Origin of the sequence: Halobaculum sp. MBLA0143, assembly GCF_041361465.1 — an archaeon.
In the GTDB taxonomy this organism is placed as follows: domain Archaea; phylum Halobacteriota; class Halobacteria; order Halobacteriales; family Haloferacaceae; genus JAHENP01.
This window is the reverse complement of the sequence record NZ_JBGKAC010000001.1, coordinates 2,862,695-2,875,780: the sequence shown is the minus strand read 5'-3', so window position 1 is coordinate 2,875,780 and position 13,086 is coordinate 2,862,695. Positions and strand designations below refer to the sequence as shown.

General features: G+C 68.0%; 12 protein-coding genes. 6 read left to right on the top strand and 6 right to left on the bottom strand.

Annotated elements, in window-relative coordinates:
• Positions 1–81: 81 nt before the first annotated feature.
• Together RYH79_RS14885 and RYH79_RS14880 are read right to left on the bottom strand one after the other, a co-directional pair.
• Positions 82–2,265: an ATP-binding protein gene (locus RYH79_RS14885; RefSeq protein WP_370900471.1), complete on the bottom strand. Its 2,184-nt coding sequence runs from the start codon at positions 2,263–2,265 to the stop codon at positions 82–84.
• Positions 2,258–3,322 (bottom strand): protein-glutamate methylesterase/protein-glutamine glutaminase, encoded by a 1,065-nt coding sequence (locus tag RYH79_RS14880; protein WP_370900469.1) that lies wholly within the window; start codon positions 3,320–3,322, stop codon positions 2,258–2,260. The genes RYH79_RS14885 and RYH79_RS14880 overlap by 8 nt, the downstream gene beginning before the upstream one ends.
• Positions 3,323–3,465: 143 nt before the next feature.
• Here RYH79_RS14880 and RYH79_RS14875 point away from each other — a divergent pair, with 143 nt between their 5' ends.
• From RYH79_RS14875 to RYH79_RS14860, 4 genes are all read left to right on the top strand, one after another.
• Positions 3,466–3,912: a chemotaxis protein CheW gene (locus tag RYH79_RS14875; protein WP_370900467.1), complete on the top strand. Its 447-nt coding sequence runs from the start codon at positions 3,466–3,468 to the stop codon at positions 3,910–3,912.
• A gap of 364 nt (positions 3,913–4,276) precedes the next feature.
• Positions 4,277–4,903, top strand: a complete 627-nt coding sequence (locus tag RYH79_RS14870) for a DUF7504 family protein (protein ID WP_370900465.1) — start codon at positions 4,277–4,279, stop codon at positions 4,901–4,903.
• Between the two features lie 45 nt (positions 4,904–4,948).
• Positions 4,949–5,797 (top strand): pantoate kinase, encoded by an 849-nt coding sequence (locus RYH79_RS14865; protein ID WP_370900463.1) that lies wholly within the window; start codon positions 4,949–4,951, stop codon positions 5,795–5,797.
• A gap of 90 nt (positions 5,798–5,887) precedes the next feature.
• Positions 5,888–6,643, top strand: coding sequence for a 4-phosphopantoate--beta-alanine ligase (locus RYH79_RS14860; protein WP_370900461.1), 756 nt, complete (start codon positions 5,888–5,890; stop codon positions 6,641–6,643).
• On the opposite strand, the gene RYH79_RS14855 is transcribed toward RYH79_RS14860, so the two are convergent.
• Both RYH79_RS14855 and RYH79_RS14850 read right to left on the bottom strand, forming a co-directional pair.
• Positions 6,644–8,734: a thermonuclease family protein gene (locus RYH79_RS14855; protein ID WP_370900460.1), complete on the bottom strand. Its 2,091-nt coding sequence runs from the start codon at positions 8,732–8,734 to the stop codon at positions 6,644–6,646.
• A 212-nt stretch (positions 8,735–8,946) separates the two neighbouring features.
• On the bottom strand, positions 8,947–9,723 hold the full coding sequence (locus RYH79_RS14850; protein ID WP_370900458.1) for a helix-turn-helix transcriptional regulator: 777 nt from the start codon (positions 9,721–9,723) through the stop codon (positions 8,947–8,949).
• Positions 9,724–9,940: 217 nt separating this feature from the next.
• Between RYH79_RS14850 and RYH79_RS14845 the strand changes: the two genes are divergently transcribed.
• Positions 9,941–10,792, top strand: coding sequence for a hypothetical protein (locus tag RYH79_RS14845; protein ID WP_370900456.1), 852 nt, complete (start codon positions 9,941–9,943; stop codon positions 10,790–10,792).
• 21 nt (positions 10,793–10,813) lie between these two features.
• Positions 10,814–11,143 (top strand): hypothetical protein, encoded by a 330-nt coding sequence (locus RYH79_RS14840; protein ID WP_370900454.1) that lies wholly within the window; start codon positions 10,814–10,816, stop codon positions 11,141–11,143.
• Between the two features lie 5 nt (positions 11,144–11,148).
• Here RYH79_RS14840 and RYH79_RS14835 read toward each other — a convergent pair whose 3' ends face one another.
• Together RYH79_RS14835 and RYH79_RS14830 are read right to left on the bottom strand one after the other, a co-directional pair.
• Positions 11,149–11,478 (bottom strand): NifU family protein, encoded by a 330-nt coding sequence (locus tag RYH79_RS14835; RefSeq protein ID WP_370900452.1) that lies wholly within the window; start codon positions 11,476–11,478, stop codon positions 11,149–11,151.
• A 74-nt stretch (positions 11,479–11,552) separates the two neighbouring features.
• On the bottom strand, positions 11,553–13,064 hold the full coding sequence (locus RYH79_RS14830; RefSeq protein WP_370900450.1) for an LVIVD repeat-containing protein: 1,512 nt from the start codon (positions 13,062–13,064) through the stop codon (positions 11,553–11,555).
• Between the last annotated feature and the right edge of the window lie 22 nt (positions 13,065–13,086).

Here is a 13,086-nt window from a genome sequence, read left to right as displayed (position 1 = left end):
TCTCTATCGTTGCGAGTGTGGTGGCTTGTACGTGTCGCCGCCCCCGGGCAGACACTCCGTCCCCGTCCCCGTCGCGTGTCATCAGTACGTCTCCCCCAGCGTCTCCACGTCGAGGATGGTCACCACGTCCCCGTCACCCAACACTGCCGTGCCGGAGAGCCCCGGGATGCCGCTCAGGATTCCCTCCAACGGCTTGACGACGACCTCCTCCTGGTGGAGCACCTCGTCGCAGTGGAGCGCGACCGGGCGATTCTCCTCGCGGATGCGGACGAGCATCCCGTCGTCACCGTCTGTGTCGTCCAACAGCCCGTCGCCAGTGTCGTCCGCGACACCGCCGTCTGCCGCCGCCGGTGTCGGCTGTGTGTTGCCACCCGCGTTGTCCTGTAACACCTCTCGGAGGTGGATCACCGGGTAGATGTCGCCGTCGTGACGGACGACCTCCTCTCTGTTGACCGTCTCGATGTTGCCGGCCCGGGACACCTCGGCGATGTTCTTGATCGGGATGCCGTACTCCGTCCCGTCCACCTTGACGAACATCACGCGGACGATTGCAACCGTCACCGGCAGTCTGATCTCGAACCGGCTCCCCTCGCCCGGCGTGGAGTCGAGCGACACCGTCCCGTCGAGCTGTTTCACCGTCGTCCGGACCACGTCCATCCCGACACCACGGCCGCTCACGTCCGTCACCTCCTCGTTCGTGGAGAGGCCGGGGTGGAAGATCAGCTCCCGCGCCTCGTCGTCGTCCATCGCCTCCACCTCGTCGGGGGTCTTGACCCCTTCCTCGACCGCCTTCTTCCGGAGACCGTCGGCGTCGATCCCCGCGCCGTCGTCCTCGACGACGATGTTGACGTGGTCCCGTTCGCGGGTGGCACGCAGTTCGATCTGTCCGGTCGGGTCCTTGCCGGCCGCCTCCCGCTCGTCCGGCGGCTCGATTCCGTGGTCGACGGCGTTACGCAGGACGTGGACCAACGGGTCCCGGATCTCCGTCAGGATCGTCCGGTCCAGTTCGATGTCCCGGCCGTCGATCTCGAAGTCCACCTGTTTGTCCTGGTCCCGGGCGAGGTCTCGAACCAGCCGCGGGAACGTGTCCACGACGGACGACAACGGGATCAGCCGCATGTCCATCACGGTGTTCTGGAGGTTCGAGGAGATCTTGTCCAGTTCGTCCAGGTTCTCGGAGTCGATCCCCGCCTCCTCCATCTCCCGCCGGAGCTTGATCCGGCTCGTCACCAGCTGCTCGACCAGCCCGTAGAGGTCGTCCAACTGCTCGACGTCCACCCGGATCGAGGAGATGCTGTCGGAGGAGCTCGTCGTCGTGGAGCTCCCGGTGTCCGTCTCCGTCTCCTCGTCCGACTCTGTCGTCGACTCCGTCTCCGTCTCCTCGTCCGTCGACGCCGCCGTGTCGTCGGCCGCCGGCTCCGACTCCGCCGGCGCCTCGCCGTCGTCCGTGTCGTCCGCCCCGTCTGCCGGCGACGGCTCCACGACGGTCACGTCCGCGCCCGACACCTGGCTCACGGCCGACAGCCCGGCGGTCACCGTCTCGGCGCTCTCGTCGCGGACGTACACGTCGAACGTCTCCTCGAAGTCACCGTCCTCCACCGCGTCGCGGTCCGAGCGGGTCTCGATCCCCGGGAACGCCTCCTCTGTGGCCTCCAGGACGAACATCGCGTCGACACCCGGCATGTCCGTGTCACCGACGTCGACGCTGGCGAGGTACACCCCCTCGTCGTCGGCCGGGGAGAGCCCGTGGTCGCCGGCGGCGGCCGACTCCGCGTCCGTCGACTTCGCGCCCGTCGACTCCGCGTCCGCCGACTCCGCCGACTCGGCCGTCGACGGCTCGGCGTCGCTCCCCTCGTCTGGGTCGCCGGCGTCGTCCGTCTCCAGGTCCACATCCCCGTCGGCGACGGCCCGCAGCCGTTCTTCCAGGCCCGAGGGGTCGGTGGAGGTGTCGCCGTTCTCGTCGATCTGGGCCAGCATGGCGTCTAAGATGTCGACGGCCTCGAACAGCATGTCCATCAGCTCCGTCGTCACCTCGATGTGGCCGTCGCGGACCTCGTCCAACAGGTCCTCCATCGCGTGTGCCAGCCCGGAGAACTGCTCGAATCCCATCGCCGCGGCGTTCCCCTTCAGCGTGTGGGCCGTCCGGAAGATGAGGTCCATCGCCTCCGGGTCGTCCGGGTCCGACTCCAGGTCCAGCAACGCGTTGTTCAGATCGGTGATTCCCTCTTCGCTCTCTCGGACGAACGTCTTGTGTGCGTCAGACATCTGCGATCCCTCCGACGACGCCGCCGGCGATCTCGCCGAGCGGCAGTATCTCGTCCACACAGCCGGTTGCGGCCGCCCGCTTGGGCATCCCGTACACCACCGACGTGTCCTCGTCCTGTGCGATCACGCGGGCACCGACACGCTTGAGCGTCTTCACACCCTCGGAGCCGTCGTCGCCCATACCGGTCAACACCACGCCGATCAACGGGTCGTCGACCGTCTCTGCGGCCGACTCGAAGGTGACGTTCACCGACGGCCGGACACCCTGGCCACGGTCCTCGTCGACCGTCTTCACCCGGAGTCTGCCGTCCCGGTAGCTGGACACCTCCAGGTGGCGTCCCCCGCAGGCGACGAGCGCCTCTCCGCGGCCGATCCGGCTGCCGTCCTCGGCCTCGCTGACGGACAACGCGGTCGACTCGTCTAACCGGTCGGCGAAGCGTCCGGTGAACGCCTCCGGCATGTGTTGGACGATCAACACTCGAACGTCCGCGTCGCCCGGGAGCGCCCCGACGACTCGTTCGACCGCGTCCGGGCCGCCGGTGGAGGACCCGATCAGGACGGTCGTGTTCGGCTCCACGTCGACCGTCTCCGGGTGTGGCTCCGCGGCCGGCTCTGGCGCCGACTCCTCGCCGGGACCGCGGTCGGACACGTCCGCGTCGGCGACGGAGTGGACCAGCTCCACGAGCTGTTCTTCCAGGTCCGTCACCGCCGCAGACACCTCCCCGCCGGGCTTGGCGATGAAGTCGACTGCCCCGGCGTCCAACGCGTCGAACGTCTCGTCGGCTCCGTCTTCCGTGTACGCCGACAGCATCAGGATCGGTGTCGGCACCTGTTCCATGATCCGGCGTGTCGCCTCGATTCCGTCCACCCGAGGCATGTTCACGTCCATCGTCACCACGTCCGGCCGGAGCTCCTCGACGACGGCGACTGCCTCCTCGCCGTCCTCGGCCTCGCCGACCACGTCGACGCCGCCGGACTCCAGCGTGTCGGAGATGAGTCCCCGCATGAACCGGGAGTCGTCCACGACGACCACCGCCGGCGTGTCGCCGGGCGTCACGGACACTCACCCCCGGGTCGCGGTGGAGTCTCCAGTCTCATACGGAACTGTACCGGAAAGCGTGTATTCAACTCTCTGGTCTGATTTTCACCCCCGATAACTCGGGGGACAGGATTAAATCGGACGCAGTCCGGGAGACAGATATGGCGAGTCGACAGCGCGCGGACGGCGACACTGCGGCCGGCGAGTCGACACAGGTTCTGGAGTTCGGGCTCGGCGAGGAGACGTACTGTCTCGACATCGGGTACATCGACGAGATCGTCGACGCCGGCGACCTGACCACGATTCCCAACTCACCGCGGCACGTCGAGGGGGTGATGGACCTCCGGGGGCAGACGACCACGATCATCGACCCGAAGACGCTCTTGGGTGTCGAGGGCGACACGGAGAGCGAACGTATCGTCGTGTTCGACCCGGAGGCCATCGAGGACGGCGGCACGGTGGGCTGGACCGTCGACGAGGTGTACCAGGTCCGGGACGTAGCGTCGGATCAGGTGGACGACGCGACGACCGCGACGGAAGACGCCGTCCGTGGCATCGTGAAAGACGAAGACAGGTTCGTCGTCTGGGTCGAGCCGGTTACGGAGTGAGCCGTTCTCGGCCGTTAGAGTCGGTCACCGTTCCCGCCCAGCCGTTGGCGCTCGAGTATCAGTTTTGATTCCGGAAGGCGAATGCTTATGATCGGTGTAGTACTGGACACCGACCATGTACAATCAGTGTGTAGCGGGTCGTCCTGCGGTCGGCGACCCCCGGACATCGTCCGTCTCGCCGGAGGCGGCGTGAGCGTGCGCCGGCAGGGTGGTCGGTCGGAGACGATCGACCGTGGGTGGCCGTGCCGCCGCACCGCCGACTTCGGAGGATCACCGGTTCGAGGCCCAAAAATTCCAAAATACGGCCGAAGGAGTGTCCGGAATGTGGACAAGGGTTTTGAGTGTCCGTGATCTAATATCACGTATGCTCGGCGACACCCCAGTCTCCGTCACGGAGATCCAGTCGGGCCAGAGCGTCCTCGTCGCGGGGCCGCCGATGACCGGCAAGTACCAGCTGTTGTTCCAGCTCCTGGGGGAGGCCGCGGACCGCGGGATCGTCATCACGACGGGCGACCCGGCGGAGGAGGTGCGGGCGGAGTTCGTCGACGCGGCCGGCTGTGCGCCCAGCGACGTGGGTGTCGTCGACTGTGTCACCAAGCAACAGGGCGGCGGCGTGGAAGACGACGACCTGACGCGGTACGTCTCCTCGCCGAAGAACGTCACGGAGATCGGCATGAAGTTCACCGACCAGTTCGAGCGGTTCCGAGAGTACGACGATCAGGTCGGTGTCGGACTCCACTCGCTGTCGGAGCTGTTGGTGTACCTCGACCCGGAGGACGTGTACAAGTTCACCCGGGTCCTGACGAAGCAGGCCGAGAGCGAGGGGTGGTTCACCGTCGCCACCGTCGGCTCGACGATGCACGACGAACAGACGCTCCACACGATGTACGAGCCGTTCGACACCGTGATCGACACCAGAGAGGAGAACGGTCGCCGCGAACTCCGGGTCCGCGACGGCCGCGGTCCGGCTTCCGAGTGGACGGAGTTCTGACGCCGGACCGACGGAGCCTTGTCTCGGCGCCCGCTGTGGGCGGGCGTGACCGACCACGAACCGTCTCGGGCGTTCGTCCCCGCCCACGTCACTGCCTTCTTCGCCCCCGAGCGGGGCGACGAGCCGGCGACGACCGGCGCGACCGGCGCCGGAGTCGCGCTCGCCGACGGGATCGAGACCCGCGTGACCGGCCGCGAGTCCGACGCCGGCCACCACGTCACGCTGAACGGGGAGCGGGCGTCCGTTCCGGCCGTCGAGAACGTCTTACAGCGGCTGGACGCCCCACCGACGCGGGTGGCTGTCGAGGCTGCGGTGCCGGTCGGCGCCGGGTTCGGCGTCTCCGGCGGCGCCGCCCTCGGGACTGCGCTGGCTCTCGCCGATCACCACGGCCCCGCACGGACGACGGCCGCGCTCGTCGCCGTCGCCCACGCCGCCGAGGTGGACGCCGGGACGGGGTTGGGCGACGTGGTCGGCGCCGCCGCCGGCGGGGTGCCGCTCCGCCTGGCCGCCGGCGGCCCGGACCACGGCCGCGTGGACACGCTCCCCGCCCGCGGCCGGATCGAGTACGTCAGCTTCGGTGAGCTGTCGACCGCCGAGGTGTTGGCCGACGACACTGCGCCCGTAGCCACGGCCGGCGAGCGCGCCCTGCGCCGGCTCCGCACGGAGCCGACCCTGGAGCGACTGTTCGAGCTCGCTCGCGGGTTCGCCGACGAGGCCGACCTCCTCGTCCCGGCGGTCCGGGAAGCCGTCGAGGCTGTCGAGGCGGCCGGCGGCGACGCCGCGATGGGGATGCTCGGCCGGACGGTCGTCGCCCGCGAGACCGGGCTGTCCGACGCCGGCTACGACCCCGTCGTCACCGAGATCGACCCTGCCGGAGCCAGGCTGCGGGAGTGAACGGGAGTCGACGCGTGGATCCCCGTCTTCGGTGGCGTTCGGGTCGCCGTCTTCGACGGCGCTAACACCCCCACGGCACAACCCGACGCCGTGAGCGACGAGCACGCGGAGATCCCAGACGACCACCCACGGGCACAGTCACTCCGGACGCGACACCGGATCGAGGCGGGCGTCGACGCCGGGATCACCTCCAAGCAGGGGCTGATCGCCGAGGGACGCGGCGAGGCGTTCGACTACCTCCTCGGCGAGGAGACGATCGACAGCGCCGACGACGCCGCCCGCGCGGCTGCGGCTCACCTCCGTCTGGCCGAGCACCCCGTCCTGTCGGTCAACGGCAACGTCGCCGCGCTCGTCCCGGCGGAGATCGTCGCGCTGGCCGACGCCGCCGACGCCGACGTCGAAGTGAACCTGTTCGGTCGGACGGACGAACGCGTGCGACGGATCGCCGACTACCTCCGCGACCACGGCGCGAGCGAGGTGAAGGGACTCGCCGCCGACGCACGCGTCCCGGGGCTCGACCACGAGCGCGGGAAGGTGGACGCCGACGGCATCGCCGCCGCGGACGTGGTGCTCGTCCCCCTGGAGGACGGCGACCGCGCCGCGGCGCTCGGCGAACTCGGGAAGACGGAGATCGTGATCGACCTCAACCCGTTGTCGCGGTCGGCACAGGCCGCGACGGTGCCGGTCGTCGACAACGTGATCCGGGCGGTGCCGCGGATCACCGACCACGTCCGCGACCTGGCGGACGCCGACCGCGCGACCCTGGTCGAGATCGTCGAGTCGTTCGACGCCGACGCCGCCCGGGCAGACGCCGAGCGGGCGATCCGCGAGGGCGAACTCGACTGACTACGCGAACTTGTCGAACAACGGGAACGACGTGTCGAAGTTCGTCGTCGTGACGTACTCCGGGTCGTTGGCGGCGTTGTTCGTGTCGTCCGTCACGCTGTCGTCGTTGAGCCGGAGATCCGTCCCGACGCCGGCGGCAACGTCGTCCAGCAGCGCCCGCGGGTCGGAGTTCGACGTGTCGATCTTCGCACCGCCGATCAGGATCAGGCTGCCGCCGTTGGAGACGAACGTCGACAGGGCGTCCAGCTCCGACTGCGTGTACGCGACCGTCGGCATCGTGACGATCAGCGCCCGCCCGCCGGACAGCCGCGTCGACGTGATCGTGTTCAGCCCACGCAGTTGGATGCCACCCTCACCCCCGAGGTGTCGGAGGTAGTTGACGGCCCCCTCGGCCGACTGCGAGTAGATGTGACCGAACTGACCGTGGCCGCCGTCGATGTACACCGGCCCCGTGTTCGAGCCGAGGTAGTCGATCAGGTTCGACACGAAGGTGAAGTGGTCGTAGCTGCTCGAGTCGCTGTCGTAGTACTCGTCGAGCAGTGGCCCACCGACCACCGCCGTGTTCACCGACTCGTCGACCGCGACCAACGGCGGCTCGGCGTAGCTCACCCCGCCCGAGAGACTCTGGCTCGCCGTCGACTCCGCCCGCAGCGGCACACGGCCGTCCGCGACCGCGCCGCCGGTCGTCCGGACGCTCGACGGCACCGGGACGAACACCTCCGACACCGTCCGGTCGCGGAACTCCGTGCTGTCGGCCGGGTCCGACTGGCTCCACACCTGGCGCCCGGCGTCGCGGGCCGACAGCTCCACGTCGACGAACGCGTCGTGTTTCGCCAGCGAGGAGTCGTACACCCGGGCGTACCCCTCCTGGAGCAGCCGGCGGTTGTACAGCGTGTTCCGAGTCCCGTCGCCGCTCCGGTCGTACCGGAGGTAGCCCAGCACGCGGTCGAACGGGTCACGGAGCGGCTCGTTGCTGTCGAAGAACATGTCGACCGTCACGCCGCCGAGTTCGGCCTTCGCCCAGTCTTTCGCCGCCGACCCCTGGTTCTGGAGGTAGCTCTCGTCTTCGATTCCCTCCCACTCCCGGACGTTCTCGGCGCTGCTGTTGGACGGCGTCTCCGGCGTGTCGACGCCCAGGACCCGCACGTCCTCCGTGTTCCCGTTCGCACCCTCGACCGTCACCGTGTCCCCGTCGGCCACGCTGGTGACGTTCACGGTGTACGTCGTCCCCTTCTGGAGCGTGCCGATGGCGTCCAGGCCGCCGCCGTCGCCGCCGTCCCCGCCGTCACTACCGTCCCCACCGCCGAAGTAGTCGAACGTGGACGTGTTGAACGCGCCGGAGACCACCTCGTAGTAGTTCCCGTCGTTGCTGTCGTAGTCGTACACCTCGTCGTCGTTGAACCGGAACCCCAGCTGGAGGTAGCCGGCCACATCGTTGAGGTTCTCCGTCTGGTCGTAGTTGTTGTAGTCAGACTGGCCGAACAGGTACACCGCGCCGCCGCTCTCGACGAAGTCGAACAGTTCCTGGAGCTCGTACTCCGCGAAGTCGCTCGGAGTCGTGATGACGACTGCGTCGGCGTCCGGGAGGTCCCGCGTCAGGTCGTTCGTCTTCTGGATCGTGTACCCCGCCGACTCCGCCTTCGACTCGAACGTCGAGCACTTCGACAGCCGCCAGTACTGGTCGTGGCCCTCGTCCCACAGCACCGTCCCGGAGCCACCCATGTCGCTGTCGAACACGTTCAACACGAGCTCGTCGTTGCCGTACGTGGCGAAGTCAGCGTCACTGTCCGCGACGAGGATCGACCCGAACGCCGTCACCGTCTCGTCCGTCGCGACGAGCGGGATCTGCGTCCCACTGTCGTAGTAGTAGGCGTCCCCGTCGCCGTCGGAGTCCCGATTGTCAGCGCTCGTCTCCGCCCAGGCGGCGACCAGACTGTCGTCCGTGAGCGCCCCGTAGTTCGCGTCGAGCAGACTCGTCGGCGAGAAGAACTCCACGTCGGAGATCCCCGTCGCCGCCGTCACCGGCTGCCCCGAGAGACTGCCCAGTCCTAGTGCCGCTGCGCCCCCTACGACGAAGTTTCTTCGTCTCACAGCAGCAACCAATTCTCTCCTAACGTAAATCGTCTTCTAATTCGAGTATTTTAGTGAACGAGTGTCACACCGACGTTCTCCTCCCGGGTGCACACTGCGGCGCGCACCACTCGGGACAGGGGGCTCGAAGCGAAAGCTGCGAGGTTCGACCGAAAGGGAGAGTCTCGACACGGACGAGAGAGGGCCGACCGGTGAGCAGGCGCTCGCTGGAGTCAGACCGGGGTGAACTCCACCGACCGCGCCTCGGCGCGGACCCGGTGGTACAGTTCCTCCGCCCACTCCACCGCGGCGGGCGTATCGTTGACGACGACCCCTCTGATCCCCTGTTCCGCGTAGACGACCACGCCCGCCTCGTCGTGGTCTGCCACCCACAGCCCGAACTCGACCGGAATCTCCCCCGACAGAACTGTCGTCTCCAGGTTCCGGTCTTCCTCCTCCAGGCCGCGTCCCGTCAGGAGGTCGAACAGGTCCGGCGCGAGCACGAGCTCCAGGCTCCCGTCGCGCTCGACTGCTCTGTCCCGGAAGCGGTCCGCGAACCCGACGAACGCCGTCGGGGCGAACCCACGCGTCCGTTCTGCGTCCGCGACCGACTCCAGAATCGACGTGACGACCGCGTCCGGCAGCGCCTGGTCTGCTTCGTGGACGGTCGCCCCGTCTAGGAACGTCCGGTCCAACGGCGTGTCGTGGGGTAGCGCGTCCACGACCGGTGCCGCCGCACACAGGTCCGACACCGTCTCCCGGTAGTCCGCGTGGGCATCGGCCGCGACTCGCCCGGTCGTCGTCGGCCGCCACACCCCGTCCTCGTAGACGACGAGCCCCGCCGACTCCAGCTCTCGAACGACGTCGTCCAGTGTCGACCGCGGCGTCCCCAGCGCCTCGACCAACACCCGTTTCTCGCGCGGCTCCGTCACGATCGCGCGTAGACAGTCGTAGCGACGACGGACCACCTCCACCGCCTCGTCGGCCCCCTCTGGACAGCCTCGTGGCACGCGATACCGTTCGACGGGAGTGTATTAACCGTTCCGGGGGACGATCAAACGGTGAAAAGACACTCCATACCACTTCGTAGCTATACGGAGTAGTGAAATATTGAACTACTAATTTTATCTCTGAGATAGCTGCTTGCGTTCTATTTGAATATTTCGCTGTATTCAAGCTAGAGAAACTGAGAGTGTTTTTCTTATTTTCAGCAGAGTATTATCGGATGTGGGTGAGAAAATCCCATCCAAGACCGAAGCGTTGCAGAGTCTGAGTGGAGACAGACGGAGCTTCATCAGGCGAGCAGGCCTCGCCGCGACCAGTCTGGCAACCGGCCTCGGGGCCAGTAGTGTGACCGTCAGCGCCGACGAAACCGGCAAGGAGGCGCTCGTTGAGACGGTCACAGACACAGAGACGTTCGAAGCGATGGAAGAACTCCTCGAGGACGAGCACGAGGTCGAGCCGGAGACGGACGAGGCGTCTGTCGTCCGGAGGAAGTACGACAACTCTGGTGTTGGCCTCTCGATCCCACTGGTCGGTGGCGACGACGACACGCCAGAAACCACTCTGAACGCAGCAGTGGAACACGACACTGTCCGTCTCGCAACGGAGGTCGATGAGACCATCCACCTCGCTAGCCAAGAGACGCTGAGCGACTTCGAGAACGGTGTGTACAGTGTCGGTCTAGTTGACCAACAGACCTACCGAGAACAGACGCCCGAAGGAACGGCCACCACGGATCAGATCGGCACACAGAGTCACGCGCTCCCGTACATCGGGTTCGCGTACAACTACCAGGGCACGTACGACGACGACTACGTCTGTGACAACTTCGAGAGCGCAGGTGCTCTCATCGGCGCTTTGGCGTTCCTCGTCGGCAACGACATCACCGGAGTCGGGGTGCTGGACGACTACCTCATTCCGTTCGTCGTCGGCGCGGGTGCAGGGTGCCTCGCTGAGCAGTTCGTCGAAGACGTGGTCGGAGGAACCCTCAACTGTAACAACTTCCTCTACGAAGTGTACGTCGCAAAGTGGTGGGTCCCGATCCCGCAGAAGCTCGTCGTCATCCCGACTTACTGACCTACCACCTCCACACCTATGATGGATAGGCAACAGACGCTCCTGACCGCCGTCGTGACACTCGCGGTGGTGTCGTCCGTGTCCAGTGTCGCGTCGTCGGGCACTGTGACGCTGGTCGACGGGGCTGTGTTCGTCGTCGCGGGACTCGTCGTGCTCGACACTGTCCTCGGGCTCCAGCTCGGTGAGAGACCCGTTGTCGTCGTGGCGGTCGCTGCCGGCGTCGGCTGTGTCGGACTGTATCAGGTCCTCACGACGAACAGCCTCGTCGGCAGGCTGACGTTCGGGGTCGTCGTGATCGTCGGCGTCGCCGCGTCAGTTCGGGCGTTGCGTGAGGACTCCGGAGGGTCGTAACGGGCTCAGAGGTGGTCCGCGTTCTCGGTGGAGAACTGGAGGTCGCCGCCGCGCCCGCCTTCGACGGTCGACTCGCCCACCTCGCCCGTCGACGGCACCTTCACGACCACGTCGTCGACGTCGTCGAAGTCCAAGATTAGGTCCCGCTTGATGTTCTGGGCCGTCACGTCGGAGATTCCGCAGCCGGAACAGGTGCCGCCGAGTTCTACCACGACTCGCCCCGCGTCCGGGTCCGCCTCGCGGACGACGCTCGTCCCGCCGTGCATCTGGATGATCGGCATCTGTCCGACCATCCAGTCCTCGACGCGCTCCGCGAGTGTGTCCTCCTCGGTCATTGCTCGACGTTCGGTCTCGGCGGGTTGAAGCCTTGCGGTTGCGCCGACCCCCGCCCCGACCGAACGGAACTGTGTCACGGTTCCACAGCCGACCGGAGTCGCCGCCAGGCGACGACCCCGAGCCCACAGGCCGCCGCGACGGCGCCGAACCCCGGGGCCGACGCCGCCGTCTCCCCGGACTCGGTCGTCTCCGAGCGCGTCGCCGTCGCGGTCCGTGGCTCCCGGTCCGACGGCGTCCGTGACGCCGTCGGGGTGGGCGACGCTGTCGCCGCCCGTGCAGCCGACGCGGTCGTCGTCTGGGTCTGCTCGCCGGTGTCCGTCGCCGTCAGCGCCGCCGGCCGACCGCCGGTGCCGTCCGTCTCCGGGAACGTCCACAGCCCGGCCGCGCCGGTCTCCGTCCCCATCGACGACGCGAGGAAGAACTCACCCGAGACGGCCGGCGTCGCGGCCCAGAACCGCGCGGCCGTCGGGTCCACCCACCAGGACAGCTCCCGTGGCGCAGTCGGGTCCGACAGGTCGTGCCGCTTCACGCCGCCGTGGTACCACGAGGAGTACAGCGTCCCCGCTCGGATCGTGAAGTTGTGTGCGGTCGTCCACGTCCCACGGAAGGTGGGGTCGGCCGAGGTCGGTGGCGCGATTCGTGACAGCCGGGTCGGCGCCGTCGGGTCGGACACGTCGTACAGGTCGATCCCGCTGGGCCCGCCCCGAAGCTCCCCGTCGCGTTCGACCGCCCACGACTCCCCACCGATCCCCAGGAGTTCGTTCTCGGGGTCCGTCGTGACGTAGTGGTGGTTACCCGGGGTCGAGGTGTACTGGGCGTTGCCGTCGTCCGTCAGCTCCGCCGGCGTCACCGCCGGGACGGTCCCGAGGTGTGTCGGGGTCGCGGGATCGGACACGTCCAAGAGGTACGTCCCGGCGTCCCAGTGGGCCAGCACGGCCAGCCCGTCGCGGACCCACACGTCGTGGAGCACGCGGAACCCGGAGTTCACCGCCGCCCACCGTTCGTCGTGGTCGACGAGCGACCACCGGCCGACCTCGCGTGGCTCCGCGCCCGCCGCGACCACGACGAGTTCGTTCCGGGTGACGCCGTCGACCGTCCGTGCACCGTTGCCCGTGAGGTAGACGTGTCCGTCGGCGAACACGCAGTTGTGGATCGGGAACGACGTACGGTGGAACGCCAGCGGCGTCGGCGCCGCCGGCTCCGACACGTCGACGAACAGAACCCCGTTCGTCGACTCCCCGGCGACGTAGTTCGCCGGGCCGACGACGGCGAGGGTCTCCCCGTCGTCGGCCAGCTTCACGTCGTAGATGTCCGTCATCGGTCCGGTGTCCGTCTCCGCCAACGGGTCGCGCCGGCGGGCCAGCAGCGCCGGCGCAGACGGCTCCCGCAGGTCGACCGTCGCGTAGCCGTCCGTCGTCGCCAGGAACGCCGTCCGGCCGTCGGGAGAGACGACCGCCTCCTTGGCTCCCTCGACGGGGAGTCTACCCTGCGGTGTCGGGGTCTCCGTCCGAGCGCCGGCCCGGCGGCCGACGACTCCGACGCCGACGGCCGCCAGTCCCGCACGGATCGCGTCACGTCGTCGCACGTTCGGGCCTGGCGTGCCAACG

Bases quoted from the DNA above. Each gene is read 5' to 3' on its own strand.
- RYH79_RS14885 (WP_370900471.1), bottom strand. From the start codon at position 2,265: ATGTCTGACGCACACAAGACGTTCGTCCGAGAGAGCGAAGAGGGAATC.
- RYH79_RS14875 (WP_370900467.1), top strand. From the start codon at position 3,466: ATGGCGAGTCGACAGCGCGCGGACGGCGACACTGCGGCCGGCGAGTCG.
- RYH79_RS14870 (WP_370900465.1), top strand. From the start codon at position 4,277: ATGCTCGGCGACACCCCAGTCTCCGTCACGGAGATCCAGTCGGGCCAG.
- RYH79_RS14840 (WP_370900454.1), top strand. From the start codon at position 10,814: ATGGATAGGCAACAGACGCTCCTGACCGCCGTCGTGACACTCGCGGTG.
- RYH79_RS14835 (WP_370900452.1), bottom strand. From the start codon at position 11,478: ATGACCGAGGAGGACACACTCGCGGAGCGCGTCGAGGACTGGATGGTC.